Source organism: Mycobacterium persicum (assembly GCF_002086675.1).
GTDB lineage: Bacteria > Actinomycetota > Actinomycetes > Mycobacteriales > Mycobacteriaceae > Mycobacterium > Mycobacterium persicum.
The window spans coordinates 50616-70311 of sequence record NZ_MVIF01000020.1; the positions used below are offsets into that span (position 1 = coordinate 50616).

A 19696-nucleotide genomic window follows, 5' to 3' on the forward strand; every position below is an offset into this window, starting at 1 on the left:
CATGGCCGAATCGGATCCACCGGTGGAAAAGGTCATCCGCTACGACAAGGACCCCAAGACCCGCATCGCCACCATCACGTTCGACCGGCCTGGCCACCTCAACGCACCGACGATCGCCGCCCGGTTGCGCTACGCCGACCTGCTGCACCGCGCCAGCATCGACGACGACGTCAAGGTGCTGGTGATCCGCGGTGCCGGGGAAGATCTCGGTTCGGGCGCCGATCTCGAGGAATTCATGGACGTCATGAATTCGGCCGATCAGGGGCCGCGGCTTGCCGAATTCCGCATCGGGGCAGACGAAGTCCGGTATCCGCCACCGGGATCATTTCGCCACGGCGCGTCGGTCAGCCAGTGGTATGCCAACCCGAACTCGGGGATCCGTGGTCTGCAGGATTTCAAGAAGATCAGCATCCTGGAGGTCAAGGGTTATTGCTACGGCTGGCACTTCTATCAGGCGGCCGACGCTGATTTGGTGATCTCCAGCGACGACGCGCTCTTCGGGCATCCGTCGTTTCGCTACTACGGGTGGGGTCCGCGGATGTGGTGGTGGGCGCAGACCATGGGCATCCGGAAGTTTCAGGAGATGGTTTTCACCGGACGGGCTTTCACCGCCGCGGAGATGTATGACTGCAACTTCCTCAACAGCGTGGTGCCCCGCGACCAACTCGAAGCCGAGGTGGCGAAGTACGCGCTGGCGTGCGCGCGCAACCGGCCCAACGACACCGTTTTCATGCAGAAGGTGTTCTTCGAGATCATGAAGCAGTTTCAGGGGGAGTATATGGGCAGCCTGCTCAGCGGTTTCTTCGAATCGATGGGCAGCGGTGTGCGGGCCGACACCGACGACCTGATGCTCGACGATGCCATCGAGCAGGGGATCGGTACTGCGGTCAAGGACAACGACAGCAGGTTCCCCCCGGAATGGCGGCTGAGCAAGAAGGATCGCCCCAACCGCAAGAAGAAGAAGGATTAGTGGCGGGCTACACCGTGGTGGAGCTGTCCACCGGTATCGCGGGCGCCTACTGCACCAAACTGTTGGCCGACGGCGGCGCGGATGTCATCAAAGTCGAACCACCAGAAGGTGATTCGCTGCGTTGCTGGTCGGCTTCGGGAGCCGTCGTCGAGCCGGGCGCCGACGGGGCGTTGTTCAGTTTCCTGAACGGCGCCAAGCACAGCGTGGTAGCCGATCCCGCCAGCGAGGCCGACGTCGACTTGGTCGAGACGCTGTTGGCCTCGGCTGACGCGGTGGTGTGGTCAGCCGGTTCGGGGGTCGCCGCGCGTTTCAGACCCGAGGAGATGCATCGCCGCCATCCCCACCTCGTCGTCACCTCGATCACCCCCTTCGGATTGCAGGGCCCCTGGCGCGACCGTCCCGCAACCGAATTCACACTGCAGGCGTGGTCGGGCGGCATAGTCGGTTTGGGACGCGGGGTCCCGGACCGGGCGCCGGTGTTCGTCGCTGGTCAGGTCGGCGAATACCTCGCCGGGGCTTACGCGGGCGCTGCCACCCTCGCGTTCCGTGTTCGGCAGATCGGCAGTGGGGCAGGCGAACTGATCGACTTGTCGATGCTGGAAGCCCAGATCCTCGGTCTGACCTACTATCCCGTGACCTACTTCGAGATGCTGGGGCGGCCCTGGCGCGACTCCCGCATGCTCACCGTGCCGGGGGTGGCGCCGGCGCGAGACGGGTTGGTGGACCTTGGATGTGGGACCGCCCAGCAGTGGTTCGACCTGTGCGCTATGGTCGGTCACCCCGAATGGATCGACGAAGAGTCGCCGCTGTCGATCACCGAACAGGCCAACGTCCACGCCGACGAGATCTACGCGTGGGTACGCAGTCACCCGGTCGACGAAATCCGGGAACTCGCCACGGCGTTCCGGATTCCCAACGCACCTGTGGCCAATGGCGCAAACATCGCGTCACTCGACCACTTCCGGGAACGCGGTTCCTTCGTGAGCAATCCCCGCGACGGATTCCTGCAGCCGGGTCATCCGTATCGGATGTGGCCCGCGCAACTTCGCCGGCCCGAACCGGCACCGCGGTTGGACCAACACGGCGACCATTACCGGTCCGGCTGCCTGACGCCCAAGCCGGTGCCTACCGATACACCAACGGCGTTGCCGCTCAGCGGTCTTCGCGTCCTCGACATGACGACCTTCTGGGCCGGCCCGTGCTGTACCCATTTCCTTGCCATGCTCGGCGCCGAGGTCATCCACATCGAGTCCACCCGTCACCCGGACGGCACCCGGCTCATCGCCGGCATCCCGGTGACCGAGGATCAGTGGTGGGAGAAGTCGCCGATCTTCGCGGCACTGAACACCAACAAGAAGGACCTCACCCTGGACCTGGGCAGCCCGCGCGGCCGAGAGGTGCTGCATCGGCTTATCGCGACCTGTGACGTGATTGCGGAGAATTTCACGCCCCGGGTAATAGACCAGATGGGCCTGGATTTCGCGACCGTCCAATCGATTCGTCCCGATGCGGTGCTGCTGCGCATGCCCGGGTTCGGCCTCGACGGACCGTGGCGGAACAATCCGGCATTCGCCTATGTCATCGAATCCGCGGCCGGAATCAGCTGGCTGACCGGATATCCCGATCTTCCGCCGTTCGAGCCGTATTCCGTCGGTGACCCCAATTCGGGTGTGCACGCGGTCATTGGGTTGCTGCTAGCGCTCGAGCACCGCCGTCGCACCGGCCAGGGTGTGCTGGTGGAGGCGGCGATGGTGGATGCGGCACTGAGCATCGCCGCCGAGCAGATCATCGAATACACCGCCTACGGCGCGGTGCTGCAGCGAGCAGGCAACCACGGCCCGACTGCGGCGCCGCAGAACCTGTACCGCACCGCAGACATCGACGAGTTCGGCCGCCCCGACAGCTGGGTGGCCATCGCGGTGGCTACCGACGACCAGTGGAAACACCTGTGCAATGCACTTGAATCACCTTCCTGGGCAACGGACCCCGCGCTGGCGACCACCGGGGGCCGGCGTGCCCGCGAGGATGTGATCGACGCTCATCTGGTGGCATGGTGCGGGCAGCGCAGCAGCGCGGCGATCGTCGCGGCGTTGTGGGATGCCGGTGTGCCGGTGGCCAAGGTGATGCAGCCACACCGCCAGCCGGAGCTGGCGCAGCTGGTCGCGCGCGGTTTTTTCGAGGTTATCGATCACCCGGTGAATGGCGCGATTAGGCTCAGCAGCATGCCGATGCGGTTCTCCGGCGGGCCTTGCCGGTTCCATACCGTGCCGGCGCCGTTGCTGGGACAGCACAATCGCGAATTGCTGACCGAACTGGGCCTGTCGGCCGCCGAGATCGCCGAATTGGAAGCCGACGGCGTGATCGGCCAGGCGCCGGCCATGTACTCGGCAACCTGACGTGTGCCATGGCGATTGACCCGTCGGACATCCTGCTCAACGGCCGCGTCGCGGTGGTCACCGGCGGCGGGTCGGGGATCGGGCGCGGTATCGCCGCCGGTCTGTCGGCCTTCGGCGCTTCGGTGGCCATCTGGGAACGCGGCCCGGAAACATGCGCGCAGACCGCAGGATCTCTCGGAGTGCTGGGCATCATCACCGATGTCCGGGACAGCGGCCAGGTCGACGCCGCACTGCGGCGCACCGAAGCCGAATTGGGGCCGGCGAGCATCGTGGTCAACAACGCCGGCGGCGTGTTCTCGTCGCCGCTGCTGGAGACCAGCGAAAACGGCTGGGATGCGCTCTACCGCGCCAACTTACGCCACGCATCGTCAACGTGACCTCGATCGAAGGCGTGCGTGCCGCACCCGGTTATGCGGTATACGCCGCGGCCAAAGCAGGTGTGATCAGCTACACCAAGACCGCGGCTGTGGAACTGGCGCCGCACGGCATCCGAGTCAACGCGATCGCACCGGATATCACGCTGACCGAAGTCCTGGAGCGCCTCGGCGGTGGCGCGGCGATGGCCGGCATCGGCACCGTGGTGCCGTTGGGGCGTCCCGGAGGTGTCGACGAAATCGCCGGTGTAGCAGTGTTTCTCGCCTCTGACATGTCGAGCTACCTGACCGGCGAAACGCTGCACGTGGACGGCGGTACGCACGCCGCGGGCGGCTGGTATCGAGACCCGCAGACCGGTGAGTACTGGCTGGGATCGTGACGCCAGTTGGGTCACTGGGGGTTTGGGGTATCCGATGTGATTTGTGGTGTCATTGCCGGGCATGAGTCGGGTAGCTCGGTGGTGGGGCAGCACCGAGAGGGCTCGTGCTCACCGGGTGGTGTGTCATGCCTCCAATCAAGTGTGCGCCGACGGCGTTGGGTGTGCGCGTAAGGCGGGAATATCACGCTTGGCCCGCCCTGACGGCACAGTCGACGCCGTCAGCGCACGGCGCAAACGGACAGCAGTGACTGTGGTGGCCGATGTGATCCACGCGGTGCTAAAGCTAAAAACGCCAACCCTCGGCGGCCTGCTCGTCGAAGGTTCGATCGATACGCTCGAACCTGCGGCGGACGGAGGCCCGGGCGGCCTGGTGCGGCAGCACATACAGCCGGTTGGCCGCAATCGCGTCGGCCGTCAACCGCGCGACGTCGTCGACGGTGAGGCTGTCATCCTGCGCCGGCAACGAACCGGTTGTCCCCGTCACTTCCGGCGCCGCCGCCAGCCCGTAATCGGCACCGCGGATTCGTTCGGAGTTGGAGACCAGTTTGGTGTCAACCACCATGGGGCACAGCACCGAAACGCCGACTCCGCGGTCCTTGACCTCGCGCGCCAGGGTTTCGGCCAGGCTGACGACGCCATACTTGGCAACGCCATACGCCCCGAGGCCGGCATTGGGCACCAGCCCGGCAAAGGATGCGGTGAACACGATGTGACCGCCATGTTCGAGCAGCCCCGGCAGGAATGCCTCGACGGCATGAATCGAGCCCCACAGGTCGATATCGATCACCCAGCGCCAGTCGTCGTGCGTCATGTCGGCGATCGGACCCGCGACCACAATGCCGGCGTTGCTGAAGACGATGTCGACGCGGTCCAGTAGGCGGGACGCTTCGTCGGCGAGATGGGTGACTTCGCGCAGATGGCGGACGTCGCACATCACACCGTGCGCCTCGAAGCCACCGGCACGCAGGTGCGCGACGGCCTGTTCGAGCCCGGGTTTGTCGATGTCGGACAGCACGACAGCCGCGCCGCGACGGGCGAACTCGGTGGCCGTGGCCAAACCGATGCCGCTAGCCCCGCCGGTGATGACCGCCCCGCGCCCGGCAAATCCGGTAGATCCGTCCATACGACGCAACCCTATTTGAGGCAACCACCCGCGTCGACGGGCAGGGTGACACCGGTGATGTACCGGGATTCGTCGGAGGCCAGGAACAGCACGGCATTGCTGATGTCCTCGGCCTCAACCCACGGAATCGGCAGCGTGTGGAACATCTGACAGATCGGCGCCATGTCGTCGGGACCCGGATTCTCCAGGTCCGGACGGAACAGCTTGAAGGTGCCCTCGTTATGTAGCATCGGGGTGCGCACATGCGTCGGATGCACCGAGTTGACCCGGATCATGTGCTTTCCCAACTCGACTGCGAAGGACCGCATCAGGCCTACCACGCCATGTTTGGCCGCCACATAGTTCCCGCAATGGGGGTAGGCCTTCAGCCCGCCCACCGAACTGGTCAGGATGATCGAACCGCCGTTGCCGCCGGCAATCAGATGGGGCACACCGGCTTTGACCGTCTTCCAGACACCCGACAGGTTGACGTCGATCATCTCCTGCCAGTCGTGTTCGGTGGTCTGGTCCAGGGTGTCGCCGCCGTTACCGATCCCGGCGTTGGCCACGATGACGTCCAGCCGGCCCAACTGTTCCACGCCGGTATCCACCGCGGCCTTGAGTGCGTCGTAGTCGCGCACGTCGACCTCGGCGGTGAAGATTCTGCGGTTGTGACCCTTGACGAGATCGGCTGTCTCGGCGAGGTCCTCAGGAGTCGAGGCCGGGATGGTGGTGTTGGCGACGATCGGTTTGCACACGTCGACGGCGATGATGTCGGCGCCTTCCTGTGCCAATCGCACCGCGTGGCTGCGGCCCTGGCCCCGCGCCGCCCCGGTGATGAAGGCGACCTTCCCGTCGACACGTCCAGCCATGATTACCCCATTTCTCAAGCAGCTCAGGCGATGATCGCCGGCATGGTCTCCCAGCCCCGCACTGTCGACGTGGGGGACAGTTTCGCGCTGGCGAGGTCCACATCCCATTCGGGGAAGCGCTTCAGGATCTCCTCGAGGGCGATCCGTCCCTCCAGCCGCGCCAGCGCCGAGCCCAGACAGTAGTGGGTCCCGACACTGAACGTCAGGTGCTGACGCGGCTCGCGCCGGATATCGAAAACATCGCCGTCGGGCGGGAATTGACGGTGGTCGCGGTTGGCCGACCCGATGAGCATCATCATTACGCTGCCCTTGGGCACCTGCCGACCGTAGTATTCGACGTCTCGGGTCACATATCTGGCCACGTGCGGAGCGGGCGGCTCGTATCGCAGCAACTCCTCGACGGCCTGCGGAATCAACGACGGATCGTCGACGAGCGCGCGGCGCTGATCCGGATGCTCGGCCAGCACTTTGCCCGCCCAGCCGATCAGCCGGGTGGTGGTTTCGTTGCCCGCACCGGACACGACGCTGACATAGGTGAGAAGTTCGTCGCGTCTGAGCCGGCGCACCGTTGCGGTCTCGTCCTCGAATTCGACGTTGAGTAGTTCGGTCATGATGTCGTTGGCGGGATGCTCGGCGCGCCAATCGAGGTAGCGGGCGAAGAAGTCGCCGCTGGCCATGCCGTCGGTGGAAGCCTTCATCGGTTGGCCGGCTTCGGTCCGCAGTTGGGCGTTGGCGAAATCGCGTGCGGCTTCTTGGTCTTCCTCGGGCACGCCCAGCAGCATGCCGATGACCCGCATCGGCATCTGCGCCCCGAGGTCGGCGACGAAGTCGAATTTGCCGGTTCCGACCAGCGGATCCAGACTGCGCGAACAGAATTCGCGGATCTGCGGTTCCAGATCGCTGATCTTGCGCGGGGTGAACATGCGCGACAACAACTTACGGTGAACGTCGTGAATGGGCGGGTCCTCGAATACCAGCACGCCCGGCGGGATCTCGATATTGGCCTTGATGATTTCCAGGATCGCGCCCTTGGCCGAGCTGAACGTCTGATAGTCGACGATCGCCGGTTCGACGTCGGCGAACCTGCTCAGGGCATAGAAGTCGTGTTGCGCGTTGTAGTACAGCGGTGCCTCGTCCCGTAGCCGGCGGAACATCGGATAGGGGTCGGCGTTGAGCGCTACGTCATACGGATCGAAATGCACGTCGCTAGCTGCGGTGACTGTCACGGGTTATCGCCTCTCGCCAGAACTCGTGCCGCATCTGAACTCTGTCATCATTCACCGACCGGTGTCAACGCCGAATTCGTTTCTGCTATTTCTAATTCTTAATTAGAGAGAATCAGGTTCTCAACAGCTTGGCGCGATACGACCGGTGCGATATTCGGAACCGCTACGCGCCGGCGAAGCCGCGTGAGCAGAAGTCCCATACCTCCTCGGCGGTGATGGGATGGGCCGTTGCCTCGTCTTTGCCGCCGCTGGACTGCGCAATGAACATCACGGTCTGCATGGTCATCGCGGCCATCCGCCGCGGATTGACATCTACCCGCAGCTGACCGGCTTTACCGGCGTCTTCCATGAGCTCGGTCAGCAACGCCAGCAGGGGCGCATGAGCGATCTTGACCTCGGCCGGATGCGTAACGAGTAGGCGTGGCGCGAAGTCGGTGAACAGGGGTCGCTGGGCCGTTGGGTCGGGTCGGGAGGCCTCGTACAACAGCTCGATGGCGACTTTCAGCCGCTCCAGTGGGTCGGTGTGTCCGTCCGTAGCGGCCCGGATCTGGTCGGCCGAACGGCTCAGCGCATCCTCGAACAACGCAAGCAGCAGCTCGTGCTTGCCGTCGAACTGTAGATAGAAGCTCCGCAACGACTGACGCGAGCGGTCCACGACTTCCTGGACGGTGAAATCCGTGCTGCCCTTTTCGATGATGATCGCCTGCGCGGCGTCCAGGAAACGCTGAACCCGCTGTGCCGCCCGCAATTTCGCCGTCTTGATGGACCGCTCGACGGCGCGCTGCTTCCAAGCTGGCTCTTCGCTGGGATTGGTCACGGGCGGCTCAGGCGGCTGCCGCGGGGACAAAACATGGTTGGACTGTACCGGAGAACGCCGTGGCATCGCTGCGCTCGACCTCCTCACGGGCTCGTCGACGATGTCTTGGAGATTGTAACTTCCTCGTGACGAGAATACTATTCTCTTACCCGCGTGTTTGGGAACCGCGATCAAGAGAGCGGGCGTTCAGGAGTGCCGTGCAGCTGACCTTTGATGCCGATGTCGAAGCATTCCGCCGCGAATTCGTCGCGTTCCTCGACCATCATCTGCCCGACGAGGCCGCGGGCACGCAGCGGCCGCGTTCGTGCGCGCACCTTCCGGAGTGGGCGCGCCGGTGGCAGCGGCTGCTGTTCGACAACGGATGGCTGCTGCCGGGCAATCCGCCGGAGTTCGGCGGCCGCAACGCCTCGCTCTTGCAGCAGTACGTGTACTTGGAGGAATTGGCCCGGCGGCGCATCTATCGCAGCTTCAACCCGCAGGGCGTGGGCATCATCGCGGAATCGTTGCTGTCGTTCGGGACCCCGGAGCAGAAGCGGCGCTGGGCCGTGCCGATCCTGCGCGCCGAGATGACCGCGTCGCTGGGCATGAGCGAACCCGGCGCCGGTTCGGATCTGGCGTCATTGACAACGCGGGCGGTGTCCGATGGTGACCACTTCGTCGTCAACGGACAAAAGGTGTGGACTTCGGGCGCCCATGACGCCGACGTGTTGCTGACGTTCGTGCGCACCAATACCCACGCCCCGAAGCACCAGGGCATCAGTGTCTTGCTGATTCCCACGGATACCCCAGGTGTGGTGCGGCGACCGTTTCCGTCGGTGTGCGGCCACGACGACGTCGAATTCAACGAGGTGTTCTTCACCGATGTGCGGGTACCGGCCGAGAATCTGGTGGGACAGCTCAACGAAGGCTGGCGAGTGGCAACCGGATCACTGGGGCACGAACGCGTCATGCTGTGGCTGGGATACGCAAACCTGTTGGGCGAGTTGGCAATCGACTTCGCTCCAACGGACGTCCAGCAGCGCGATCGCTACGCCACCCTGGTGATGGACACCCACGCGATGCGGCTGCTGGGGTCCGCGGCGCTGGCCCGGGCCGCGCGCGGGGACGACGATGTGCCCGCCCAATCCGTGCTCAAGCTGCTCGGTTCGGAGGCCTTGCAGCGTGCTTCGGAAGATGCGCTGAACGCCGCCGGAGCCGACGGGCTGGTGCACCCCTCGGTGACGGCCCCGTTCGCGCCGCTGAACCTCGACGCCCACTACGGCAGCTGGTTCGACCGGTACGCGCGCAGCTTCGCCGGCACCATCGCGGGCGGCACTTCGGAAATCCAACGAAACATCATCGCCGAGCGCATCCTCGGACTCCCGCGCGGATAGATACCCTAGAGGGGTTGTGTATATCCAGATCAGGCTTGTGTTGCTGGCAATCTAAACGAATGCGTGCCACTAGGGCCTAAAGACCATACCCGTGTAGGGTACGTATGTGGCATCATTACCGCCATGACGCAAACACCAGAACCTGCCGAACCGACCACCGATGCGGAGCGGCGCCGATATGACGATCGCGCTGGCCGGCCCGGTTGGCCGGATCGACTGCTGACCTGGGTGGGGATCGTCGCCGGTGTCGTATTCATCGTTGCTCTGATCTTCTTCTCCGGGTTCTTCTTGGGTCGAGCTACCCACGGCCCCTACGGCGGGCGTGACGGCGGCTGCTCGATGATGGATTCCGGCGGACGGATGGGACCCGGAATGGGTCCGGGCGGAATGATGGGCCCGCAGCAAATGCCCAGCGCCACAACACCGGCGCCGCACCCGTAGTCGAAGACCTAGGGCCGCGCCAGAACCAGCCGCGCCATCTGTCGACACAGTTGCTGTCGTAGTCATCTGGACCTACTCACACCGCTGGATTGCAGACCGCAGAAAGGGGTCGGGAAAATGATGACAACACGACGTCGGATCGCGCTTGCAGCAGCCACCGTGGGGGCCACCGTTTTGCTGATGGTCCTAGCGCTCCCGCTGATTCCACAGTTGGATGCCCATATCGATAGCGCTGTGCTGTCGGAGATGGGCATGGTGCCCGAAGTGCCTGTCCCGCCGCGGATCCACTATGGCTCCATCGCCTATGCCCCGACCGGCGAGTGGGGCAAATCGCGGAATTACTTGACACTGGCAAAAGCGGAGCAAGTCGCCTTGGACCAGTGCGGCCTCGACACCTGCAAGGTCCTGATCAGCTTCAAACGGTGCGGCGCGGTCGCCTATGACGGCTCGACCTACCACGGCGGAAGCGGCCTCACGCTCAGCGAGGCTATGTCGGATGCGATCAACAGGCTCGGCGCCGGGCGGATCGTCAATTGGCTGTGTAACGGGTTGTGATTGCGCGCGGTCAGCCCCGTCGCGACTGACGACCGAAAATCGGTTGTCCAGCGGCCCTTCCGGGTGCGATTCTGCTCGCGGTTGACCCCGCGCTGGCGCTGGCCGAATGGATCGAAGAGCACGAGCCCGTGTGCGAGATCGGCCCGGGTGAGTGCACCCATCCCCCCAAGTGGACCCACACCGAGATCGGTGGGCGGCGCTACCGCCACCCACTCTGTGTGAGTGTGCACTTCCCCGCCGGGACGCTGCTGGATGAAACCGGATGCGTGATTCGGATCGAAACTCGCGAAACCGTCATGCACGCGGCCGAAGTGAGCGCATACGTGACGCCCGACAACCAGGCCCACGCGCGGGCGGTGCTGGACCGCCTCGCCGATTGCGCGAACGAGCTCAACCCCTACCGGGGACGGGCGGTGCTGGCCGCGACCGCGACACTCCAGGGAAGTCGTCGGGGAATTCAGGGTCAGCTACGTCGAGGCCAAGGCCGGTGCGCAGCTGCTGACCGTCCGTGGAGGAAGCTCAGCGTTTCGGCGGTCCGGTGCTGCTGGTGCTCCACCCTGGACAAGGCGGCCATCCGCACCGGGCGGTACCGGGCTCAGCCGCCGGCCGGGATGTATCTCTGAGGTCAAGCACCTCAAAGATGAGTGAGCCGGGGAGCAAATCCGTTGGCTCGCAAGGTAACTCCTGCTTCCCGCGTGAGCTCATGAGCGCTGCCCAGCAGCGCGTCGAGCACCAGCGACCGCTTGACGTGGCGGTGCAACTGGTGTTCGGCGGTGAAGCCGATGCCGCCGAGCACCTGCTGGCAATGTCTGGAGACGGTCAGTGCGGCCTGCCCGGCAGCGGCCTTGGCCAGCGAGCACGCGAGCTCGTCGGGTTCGTCAGTGGCGGCCTGCACCGCGGCTTCGGCGCCGTCGAGGGCGACGAGCGCCTCAGCCAGGCGGTGTCGGACCGCCTGGAAAGACGCGATCGGCCTGCCGAACTGGACCCGGTCCAGCGCATGCCGGCGTGCCAGCGCCAGCATCGCCCGGCCGGTGCCCACCAGCCACCAGGCCACCGCGCGCCGGCCCGCGGCCAGGGCCGCCGCGGGCACCGAATCAGCCTGGGCCACCCGGTATATCGGTAACTCGTCGTCCACCATCGACGTGGACCGCTCGGTTCGTTCCCAGAGCACCCAGGGACCGCCGGCGAACGGCAGCGGCACGGTGCCGCCGCCGGTGCGTCCGGCGGTGTGCAGCACGACGTCGTTGAGGACCGGTGCGTGCGTGCCGGTCTCCCCGAGCAGCCGAAACACCAACGGTATTGCAATATCGGGGATTTCGGCGAGCATGTCGAGCCAGCCGAGACCCGCCAACCCAGCGTCGAGCTTGCCGCCGGACGCGCCGGCCATCATCGTTCGCATCGAGTCGCCCAGTAGCCGTAGCGACTCCGAGTCGGTCGGCTCCACCGTCATTCCCCCCCGAGGTCGAGCAACCGGCGGGCGATGATGTTGCGCTGAATCTCGGCGGTACCGCCGTAGATGGTCGCCGCCCGCGAGTACAGGTACTCCGAGCGCCACGGTGAGTCGTCGAGCTCCAGCGTCCCGGGCAGCAGGTCACGGACCGTGTCATAGAGGCGCTGCTCGGCGGTTGCCAACAGCACCTTGTCAATCGAGGTCTCCGGCCCGAGGCGGGCGCCGCCGGCAAGTCGGTGCTGGGTGGCGCGGGATCGGCAGCGCAGCGTGTGCAACGCGAGATAGGCTGCGCCAAGCTCGGATTCGTCAGGGTCGTCAGCCTCGGCGATCAGTGCGTCGAATCGGGAATACAGATAGGCGATCCGCTGCCAAAAGCACGTCGAGCGCTCATAGGGCAACAGGTCCATCGCGAGCCGCCAGCCGTCGCCGGGACGGCCGAGCATCCGGCTGGCCGGGATCACCACGTCGTCGTAGTAGACCTCGCAGAATTCGTCGACGCCGTGCATGGTGCGCAGCGGGCGAATGGTGATGCCCGGCGTGTCCAAGTCGACCAGGAACGCGGTGAGTCCGTCATGCCCCGGCGCGGTCCGGGTGAGCAGGATGCACCGGGTGGCGAACTGCGCGAAGCTGGTCCAGACCTTCTGCCCGTGGACAATCCAGTCGTCCCCGTGGCGGGCGGCGCGGGTGGACAACGACGCCAGGTCGCTGCCCGACCCGGGTTCCGAAAAGCCCTGACACCAGTGCTCGCGACCGCTGAGCAGCCGCGGCACCAGCTGCGAAGCGAGTTCTGCTGGTGCGTAGTCGATCATCGTGGGCGCGAGCACCTCGACCATCGAGTAGGGGCCCGGTTCGGCGAGACGGCGGCCGACCACCTCCTCGCCGACGATCGCGCGCAGCAGCGCGGGCCCGCCCAATCCGCCGACGTCGACCGGCCAGCCGTAGCGCATCCAGCCGGCGTCGTACAACGCCCGGTGGACGCGGGCGAGTTGCCGCATCTGCGCTTGCAGCGAGTGGTCGGGCCCGGGTGTCAGATCATGGTTGTCGAGCCATGCGCGCAGGTCGGCCCGGAACTGCGTGACATTCACGGGGCGGGACGCCCGACGGCGTGCGGACGTCCGGAGTCGTGCACGCCGCTACGCCGAATGAACGTCATCGCCCGGGTTTTCAGCCGCCAGCCGTCGGACGTGCGCACGTAGCTGTCGCGGTAGTAGCCGATTCGCATGTCGTGGGTGGCGTGTTCGATGAAGCACAGCGGCTGGGTACCGGTCGCCGAATCACCATCGAGTTCCACCAGCGCGGTTCCGGTGAGGAACAGGCCCTTTGGCGCTGCAGCCACCAATTCCGGAAACCTGTTGAGGTGGTAGGTGTCGCCGAAGGCGCTGTAGGTCCCGTCGGGCGTGAAGACGCTCAGCAGTCCGTCGATGTCTTCCTGGGTGATGGTGACGGCGTAGCGTGCCAGCAACTGCTGGATCTCGACCAGATCGTCAGTTCTGCTGGGCATAAACCTTGCCGCCTTTCATGACAAAGCTGACGTTGCGGGTAACGGTGATGTCCTCCAACGGGTTTCCCGGCACCGCAATGATGTCGGCCAGCTGCCCAGCGGTGAGCCTGCCCCGATCGGAGACGTTGATCAGCTCGGCGGCGGTCACCGTGGCCGCCCGCAGCACGTCCGGCGGCGGGATACCCCACTCGACGAGGGTGACCAGCTCGTCGGCGTTGCGGCCGTGCGGTATCGCGGGTGCGTCGGTGCCGACGGCGATCTTCACGCCGGCCCGGTAAGCGGCCAGCATCGAGGTGCGCGCCCGTGGGAACATCTCGGCGGCCTTGGCCTGCAACTCGGGCGCGGCATGGGAGACGTCCATCGCGTTGCCGTCGGCCAGGCGCCGCGTCGATACCAGAAAAGTGCCGTGCGCCACCATCGTCGCGATCGCCTCGTCGTCGACGAGGAAGCCGTGCTCGATGCAGTCGATGCCGGCTGCGACGGCGTGCCTGACCGCGTCGGCGCCGTGTGTGTGCGCGGCGACCCGCAGCCCGCGGCGGTGCGCCTCGTCGACGATGGCGCGCAGCTCTTCGTCGGAATAGTGTTGCGCGCCTGGCGGTCCTGTCAATGACATCACTCCGCCGGAGCAACAGACCTTGATCAGCTGAGCGCCGTGCTTGATCTGGTAGCGCACCGCCTTGCGGATCTCGTCGATGCCGTTGGCAATGCCTTCCTCGACGGTCAGGTCCAGCACGTGCGGCGCGAAGGCCGCGAACATAGTGGGGTCGAGATGGCCCCCGGTCGGTGTAATGGCATGTCCGGCAGGCACAATCCGTGGTCCGTCGATCCAGCCCGCGTCGATGGCCCTGCCCAGCGCGACATCGAGCAGGTACCCGCCGGTCTTGACGAACAAGCCCAGGTTGCGCACCGTGGTGAAGCCGGCGCGCAGTGTCCGGCGGGCGTTGCCGACCGCGCGCAACACCCGCGTCGGCGGGTCATCCTGCACCTGCGACAAACCGGGCTTCTCACCGCGCCCGCCCATCAGCAGATTGACTTCCATGTCCATCAGCCCGGGCAGCAGGATCTGGTCTCCCAGGTCGATCACTTCACCTTCGGCGGCGCCGCCGATGCCGACGATCCGGTCGCCGTCGACCCGCACCACGCCAGGCCGGACGATCTCGCCCGCATCAATGTCGAGCAGCCCGGCGGCCTTGACCGTAATCACCTGTCAGATCACCGGCTCCTTGATCAGCTCCACCCAGGCCGCGCCGCTGTCGGGTACCCGCGGCTGCTTCCATGCCTCCACCGGAAACGACACCATGATCAGCGACTGCATCACGTGCATCAGCGTCCGTGCGTCCTCGGGCAGATCGTCGAGCGGATAGGTGTCACAGTAGGCGATCGCGTCGCTCAGGCGGGGGAATGTCGCGTCGTAAAAGTCTTGCATCTTCGACATGGAAGAGGCCAACCGCTTGGCGTAGCGCTCGGGCTCGGTGGCCAGGTCCCACTCCAGATATGGCTCGAGGTCGGCGAATTCAGCGGGCAGCTTGCTTGGCGTGGCCATTGTTGCGGTACTCCTTAACGTAATCCCCGGTCATCTTGTGCAGGTGGCGCAGCAGGATTTCCTGGTCGCACAACGGGAATTCGGTGACCATCTTGGTGCCGATCATGGTCTGGGTGGCTTCCAGGGTGTTGGCGTCCTGCAGCGCGTATTCCTTGAAGGTGACGGCGGCCAGCTCCTGGGCCAGCCGCTCCCGCGCGTTTCGCGGTGGCACGAAGTACAGGCTGGTCTCGAAGATGTGTTTGTCCACCGCGGTCGGCCAGTAGTGGTAGCTGAGATACCAGCCGGGCGCCCAGATCAGCAGCATGAAGTTCGGGAAGAACAGAAACGAGTCGATGCCCCACTGCTTTGCCTTGCACGGGTTGATGCCCGGCGGTAGCTCATCGAGCTGATTGATCACGTCGGGACGGTCCCAGGGGCCGAACAGTCCACTGCGCAGCACCCGGTCCATCGGCTTGACCATGCTCAGGTCGGCGGGTGGCGACTGACCGCCCCAGACCGAGATCATCGCGTGCGGCCCGGTCAGCTCATAGTGCAACGCCTCGAAGCCGTACTTCATCATCTTGGCGGCTTCTTCCTTGGTGTACTGGCCCTGGTGCAGTACCGGCGCGTGATAGAACTCCGCGAACGCGTCGATGAACAGCTTCCAGTTGCTGCCCACTTCGGCCTTGTAGGAATACACCTCGGTCATCTCGTGGAAGGGGTAGCCCTCGAGGCCCTTGGCCATCGAGCCCAGATATTCGGCGAGCGGCGCCGCGTTTGGGTCGAGGTTGACGAAGACGAAGCCCTCCCACACCTCGCAGCGCACCGGCTTGAGGCCGTACTGGCTCTTGTCGACGTCGAAGAACTCGTTCTCCTGTTGGATGAAGGTCAGCTCGCCGTCGAGGCTGTAACGCCAGGCATGGTATTTGCAGGTGAACTGCCGACAGGTGCCCGCGGTCTCTTCGTGCGGAAAGTCGTTCCATACGAGCTTGTTTCCGCGGTGGCGGCAGATGTTGTGGAAGGCCCGGATTACGCCGTCCCTGCCTTTGACGACGATCACCGAGATACCGGCGCCGGCCGACGGCAGCTCCTTGGTGAAGTAACTGCCGGTGCGGGGCAGACGTTCGACGCGGCCGACGTTGAGCCAGGTGCGCCGGAAGATTGCCCGCTGTTCGTCGGCGAAGTACTGCGGGTCGATCGAATCGGTGTAATCGACCGGTGCGGTGCCCAATTCGGGATAGTTTTCCGTCCAGCTACCCACGGCTGGTTTGGGGAAGTGGGGCAAGGTACTACCTCTCTTGTTTCGAGTCTTGTTTCGAGTCTCGTTCCAGCTCGACACCAAAAGTGTTGAAAGCCATGGCCAGTAGCGCGTAGCAGCCGACGGTGAAGACGTAGTCCATTCGTTGCCGGTCGTCGAGCCGTTCGCCGAGAGCGGCCCAGGTGTCGTCGGATAACTCCGACTGCTCGTCGAGTTCGTCGACCCCGGCGAGCACCGCGCGTTCGAAGGAGTCCGCGGCTTCACCCCGGCGGACCGCCGCTACCTCGACTTCGGTGATTCCGGCCTTTCGGGCGAGCGCCACGTGGTGGGCCCACTCGTAGGCGCAACCGCGACGATGCGCAATCCGCAAGATGGCCAGTTCGCGGACGCGCGGCGGCAATGTGGAGGCGAACAACAGGTGGATGTTGAACCGCAGGAAGGCCTTGGCCAGGTCAGGGTGACGGGCGAACGTCGACAGCGCGTTGCCGGCGTCACCCGGGTTGCGGCGTTCGGGAGGCAGCATGCCCGAGAACGACTCCCGGACAGCCTCGTCCCATTGGTCGGCCGGCAGCGGCGGCAGACGCATCCGACGGCCTCCTCTCGGAACGTTGCGCCAGTCCTCTCTTGTCCGGAGAATCATATTCTCATTTCTAACTAACAGACTTGCATGATTCGTGTCCCCGGTCAATGCCGGGGCGCTGAGTTCCGCGCGCCGGCCCTGAATGTTGATTCTCACTGCGCGAGAAGATAGTTTCCAACTAGAGAGCCTGGAGGCAGTGGCGGCTCGCCGATGCCGGCTCGGTGGCCGCGCGGGGAAATACTCGATGCACCCAAGGGAGAGGGGTACGGCCATGAACAAAGAGGACATGATCCTGATCAGCGTCGACGACCACACCGTTGAGCCGCCGAACATGTTCAAGAACCACCTCGCGTCGAAGTACCTCGACGACGCGCCGCGGCTGGTGCACAACCCCGACGGCTCGGACATGTGGAAGTTTCGCGACACCGTCATCCCCAACGTGGCGCTCAACGCGGTGGCCGGCCGTCCCAAGGAGGAGTACGGGATCGAGCCCACCGGTCTGGATGAGATCCGGCCGGGTTGCTACAACGTCGACGAACGCATCAAGGACATGAACGCCGGAGGCGTCCTGGCTTCGATCTGCTTCCCGTCGTTTCCGGGTTTTGCCGCGCGCCTATTCGCCACCGACGATCCCGATTTCTCGATCGCGCTGGTGCAGGCCTACAACGACTGGCACATCGACGAGTGGTGCGGCGCGTATCCGGCGCGTTTCATCCCGATGGCGATCCCGGTGATCTGGGACGCCGAGGCGTGTGCGGCGGAGGTGCGGCGGGTGTCCAAGAAGGGGGTGCATGCGCTGACCTTCACCGAGAATCCGGCGGCGATGGGTTACCCCAGCTTCCACAACGAGTATTGGAATCCGCTGTGGAAAGCGTTGTGTGACACCAACACGGTGATGAACATCCATATCGGATCCTCGGGCAGGCTGGCCATCACCGCGCCCGACGCGCCGATGGACGTGATGATCACGCTGCAGCCGATGAACATCGTGCAGGCAGCCGCGGACCTGCTGTGGTCGCGACCGATCAAGGAGTTCCCGGATCTGAAGATCGCGCTCTCGGAGGGCGGCACCGGGTGGATCCCGTATTTCCTGGAGCGCGCCGACCGTACCTTCGAGATGCATTCCACCTGGACGCACCAGAACTTCGGCGGCAAGCTGCCCAGCGAGGTGTTCCGCGAGCACTTCTTGACCTGCTTCATCAGCGACAAGGTTGGTGTGGCGCTGCGCAACATGATCGGCATCGACAACATTGCCTGGGAGGCCGACTACCCGCACAGCGACTCGATGTGGCCGGGCGCGCCCGAGGAGCTGTGGGATGTTCTGTCGCTTAACAATGTTCCCGATGACGAGATCAACAAGATCACCCACCAGAACGCGATGCGGTGGTACTCGTTCGACCCGTTCACGCATGTCCCACGGGAGCAGGCGACGGTCGGGGCGCTGCGCAAGGCGGCCGAGGGACACGACGTGTCCATTCGCGCGCTCAGCCACCACAAGGACACCCGGGCGGGTTCGTCGTTCGCGGACTTTGCCGCCAGCGCGAAAGAACTCACCGGAAACAAGGACTGAGCCACCGCCGGTGGCCGGCGAGCAGACACAGAATCGCATGATTGCCGCACGAATCATGCGATTCTGTGTCTGCTCGCGCTGAACGAAGGTGGGTGGGATGGACTTCGAGCTGACCGGTGACCAGGAGTTGATCCGCCGGTCGGTCGCGGAGTTGGCGCGCAAGTTCGACGACCACTACTGGATGGAAAAGGACCAGGCGCACGAGTTTCCGACCGAGTTTTATCAGGCCATAGCTCAGGGCGGTTGGCTGGGCATGACGATTCCGGCCGAGTACGGTGGGCATGGCCTCGGAATCACCGAAGCCACGCTATTGCTTGAGGAAGTCGCCAGATCCGGCGGGGGCATGAACGCCGCCAGCTCGATCCATTTGTCGATCTTCGGTATGCAACCCGTGGTGGTGCACGGCTCGGAGGAACTCAAGGCGACCACGTTGCCGAGGGTCGCGACCGGTGAGGTGCACGTCTGCTTCGGGGTGACCGAACCGGGTGCCGGGCTGGACACCGCACGCATCACCACGTTCGCCAAACGGGACGGCGACCGCTACGTCGTCAACGGCCGCAAGGTGTGGATCTCCAAAGCGATGGAATCGGACAAGATCCTGTTGCTGACCCGCACGGAGTCGCTCGACGACGTCCAAAGACGAGGCGCCAAGAAGACTGACGGGATGACGCTGTTTCTCACCGATCTCGACCGCAGTCGGGTCGACATCCGGCCCATCCACAAGATGGGCCGCAACGCCGTCAGCTCCAACGAATTGTTCATCGACAATCTCGAAGTACCGGTCGAACACCGAGTTGGCGAGGAAGGCAAGGGGTTTCAGTACATCTTGGACGGCCTGAACCCGGAGCGGATGCTGATTGCCGCCGAAGCGCTGGGTATCGGAAGGGTGGCCCTGGACAAGGCGGTCAAGTACGCCACCGACCGCGAGGTGTTCGGCCGGCCGATCGGCATGAACCAGGGCATCCAGTTTCCGCTGGCGGATTCGCTGGCCCGCCTGGACGCCGCCGAGCTGATGTTACGCAAGGCAACGTGGCTCTACGACAACGGCAAACCGTGTGGGCGCGAAGCGAATACCGCCAAGTACCTGTGCGCCGACGCCGGTTTCGCCGCCGCCGACCGAGCATTGCAAACCCATGGCGGCATGGGATATGCGGAGGAGTATCACGTCGCGCGCTACTTCCGTGAGGCCCGCCTGATGAAGATCGCACCGATCAGCCAGGAGATGATTCTGAATTTCCTTGGCGAGCATGCCTTGAAGCTGCCCAGGAGCTATTGAGCCGAAGTCGGCCGGCCGTTAGAAGGGTGGGGG

Annotated in this window: 18 protein-coding genes and 3 pseudogenes; 10 read left to right on the top strand and 11 right to left on the bottom strand. The window is 64.8% G+C overall.

Annotation, left to right across the window (positions count from 1 at the left end; all coding sequences use genetic code 11):
* Nucleotide 1 precedes the first annotated feature (1 nt).
* The 3 genes and pseudogenes from BST40_RS09430 to BST40_RS09440 all read left to right on the top strand — a co-directional run bounded on the left by BST40_RS09430 (nt 2) and on the right by BST40_RS09440 (nt 4120).
* Entirely contained in the window at nt 2-970 is a 969-nt protein-coding gene (locus tag BST40_RS09430) for an enoyl-CoA hydratase/isomerase family protein (RefSeq protein WP_075546470.1), read from the top strand.
* The gene (locus tag BST40_RS09435) at nt 919-3366 is read left to right on the top strand and encodes a CaiB/BaiF CoA-transferase family protein (protein ID WP_075546471.1); all 2448 of its coding nucleotides are present in this window, start codon (nt 919-921) and stop codon (nt 3364-3366) included. The genes BST40_RS09430 and BST40_RS09435 overlap by 52 nt, the downstream gene beginning before the upstream one ends.
* An 8-nt stretch (nt 3367-3374) precedes the next feature.
* A pseudogene (locus BST40_RS09440) lies at nt 3375-4120 on the top strand (SDR family NAD(P)-dependent oxidoreductase).
* 283 nt (nt 4121-4403) lie between these two features.
* Here the strand turns inward: BST40_RS09440 and BST40_RS09445 are convergent.
* From BST40_RS09445 to BST40_RS09460, 4 genes are all read right to left on the bottom strand, one after another.
* Nucleotides 4404-5243: an SDR family NAD(P)-dependent oxidoreductase gene (locus tag BST40_RS09445; protein ID WP_075546472.1), complete on the bottom strand. Its 840-nt coding sequence runs from the start codon at nt 5241-5243 to the stop codon at nt 4404-4406.
* Nucleotides 5244-5254: 11 nt separating this feature from the next.
* Nucleotides 5255-6094 (bottom strand): mycofactocin-coupled SDR family oxidoreductase, encoded by an 840-nt coding sequence (locus tag BST40_RS09450; RefSeq protein ID WP_075546473.1) that lies wholly within the window; start codon nt 6092-6094, stop codon nt 5255-5257.
* A gap of 23 nt (nt 6095-6117) precedes the next feature.
* A complete protein-coding gene (locus BST40_RS09455; RefSeq protein ID WP_083154069.1) occupies nt 6118-7320 on the bottom strand; it encodes a cytochrome P450 in 1203 nt (400 codons plus the stop codon).
* 163 nt (nt 7321-7483) lie between these two features.
* The gene (locus tag BST40_RS09460) at nt 7484-8137 is read right to left on the bottom strand and encodes a TetR/AcrR family transcriptional regulator (RefSeq protein ID WP_075546475.1); all 654 of its coding nucleotides are present in this window, start codon (nt 8135-8137) and stop codon (nt 7484-7486) included.
* A 197-nt stretch (nt 8138-8334) separates the two neighbouring features.
* On the opposite strand from BST40_RS09460, the pseudogene BST40_RS33615 reads away from it, so the two are divergent.
* The 5 genes and pseudogenes from BST40_RS33615 to BST40_RS09480 all read left to right on the top strand — a co-directional run.
* Nucleotides 8335-8991, top strand: a pseudogene (locus BST40_RS33615) (acyl-CoA dehydrogenase family protein); the annotation flags it as partial.
* A 57-nt stretch (nt 8992-9048) separates the two neighbouring features.
* A pseudogene (locus BST40_RS33620) lies at nt 9049-9510 on the top strand (acyl-CoA dehydrogenase family protein); the annotation flags it as partial.
* A gap of 123 nt (nt 9511-9633) precedes the next feature.
* Nucleotides 9634-9951, top strand: a complete 318-nt coding sequence (locus tag BST40_RS09470; RefSeq protein WP_075546477.1) for a hypothetical protein — start codon at nt 9634-9636, stop codon at nt 9949-9951.
* A 120-nt stretch (nt 9952-10071) separates the two neighbouring features.
* Nucleotides 10072-10506 (top strand): DUF4189 domain-containing protein, encoded by a 435-nt coding sequence (locus BST40_RS09475; RefSeq protein ID WP_371687263.1) that lies wholly within the window; start codon nt 10072-10074, stop codon nt 10504-10506.
* 128 nt (nt 10507-10634) lie between these two features.
* Nucleotides 10635-11129, top strand: a complete 495-nt coding sequence (locus BST40_RS09480; RefSeq protein WP_075546479.1) for a hypothetical protein — start codon at nt 10635-10637, stop codon at nt 11127-11129.
* Between the two features lie 11 nt (nt 11130-11140).
* Here the strand turns inward: BST40_RS09480 and BST40_RS09485 are convergent, their stop codons facing one another.
* The 7 genes from BST40_RS09485 to BST40_RS09515 are packed head-to-tail and all read right to left on the bottom strand — an operon-like array spanning nt 11141 to nt 16823.
* The gene (locus BST40_RS09485) at nt 11141-11956 is read right to left on the bottom strand and encodes an acyl-CoA dehydrogenase family protein (protein WP_075546480.1); all 816 of its coding nucleotides are present in this window, start codon (nt 11954-11956) and stop codon (nt 11141-11143) included.
* Complete coding sequence (locus BST40_RS09490; RefSeq protein WP_083154070.1) at nt 11953-13041, bottom strand: acyl-CoA dehydrogenase family protein; 1089 nt, start codon at nt 13039-13041, stop codon at nt 11953-11955. Before BST40_RS09490 ends, BST40_RS09485 begins: the two co-directional genes overlap by 4 nt.
* Nucleotides 13038-13457, bottom strand: a complete 420-nt coding sequence (locus BST40_RS09495; RefSeq protein ID WP_075546482.1) for a nuclear transport factor 2 family protein — start codon at nt 13455-13457, stop codon at nt 13038-13040. Before BST40_RS09495 ends, BST40_RS09490 begins: the two co-directional genes overlap by 4 nt.
* Entirely contained in the window at nt 13441-14661 is a 1221-nt protein-coding gene (locus tag BST40_RS09500; RefSeq protein ID WP_075546483.1) for a metal-dependent hydrolase family protein, read from the bottom strand. Before BST40_RS09500 ends, BST40_RS09495 begins: the two co-directional genes overlap by 17 nt.
* Before the next feature lie 3 nt (nt 14662-14664).
* On the bottom strand, nt 14665-15000 hold the full coding sequence (locus tag BST40_RS09505; RefSeq protein WP_075546484.1) for a hypothetical protein: 336 nt from the start codon (nt 14998-15000) through the stop codon (nt 14665-14667).
* Entirely contained in the window at nt 14972-16264 is a 1293-nt protein-coding gene (locus BST40_RS09510) for an aromatic ring-hydroxylating oxygenase subunit alpha (RefSeq protein ID WP_075546485.1), read from the bottom strand. The genes BST40_RS09505 and BST40_RS09510 overlap by 29 nt, the downstream gene beginning before the upstream one ends.
* A gap of 4 nt (nt 16265-16268) precedes the next feature.
* A complete protein-coding gene (locus BST40_RS09515) occupies nt 16269-16823 on the bottom strand; it encodes a carboxymuconolactone decarboxylase family protein (RefSeq protein ID WP_075546486.1) in 555 nt (184 codons plus the stop codon).
* Nucleotides 16824-17088: 265 nt separating this feature from the next.
* Here BST40_RS09515 and BST40_RS09520 point away from each other — a divergent pair, with 265 nt between their 5' ends.
* Both BST40_RS09520 and BST40_RS09525 read left to right on the top strand, forming a co-directional pair.
* Nucleotides 17089-18387 (top strand): amidohydrolase family protein, encoded by a 1299-nt coding sequence (locus BST40_RS09520; RefSeq protein WP_075546487.1) that lies wholly within the window; start codon nt 17089-17091, stop codon nt 18385-18387.
* A gap of 97 nt (nt 18388-18484) precedes the next feature.
* Nucleotides 18485-19663 (top strand): acyl-CoA dehydrogenase family protein, encoded by a 1179-nt coding sequence (locus BST40_RS09525; protein ID WP_075546488.1) that lies wholly within the window; start codon nt 18485-18487, stop codon nt 19661-19663.
* Nucleotides 19664-19696 lie beyond the last annotated feature (33 nt).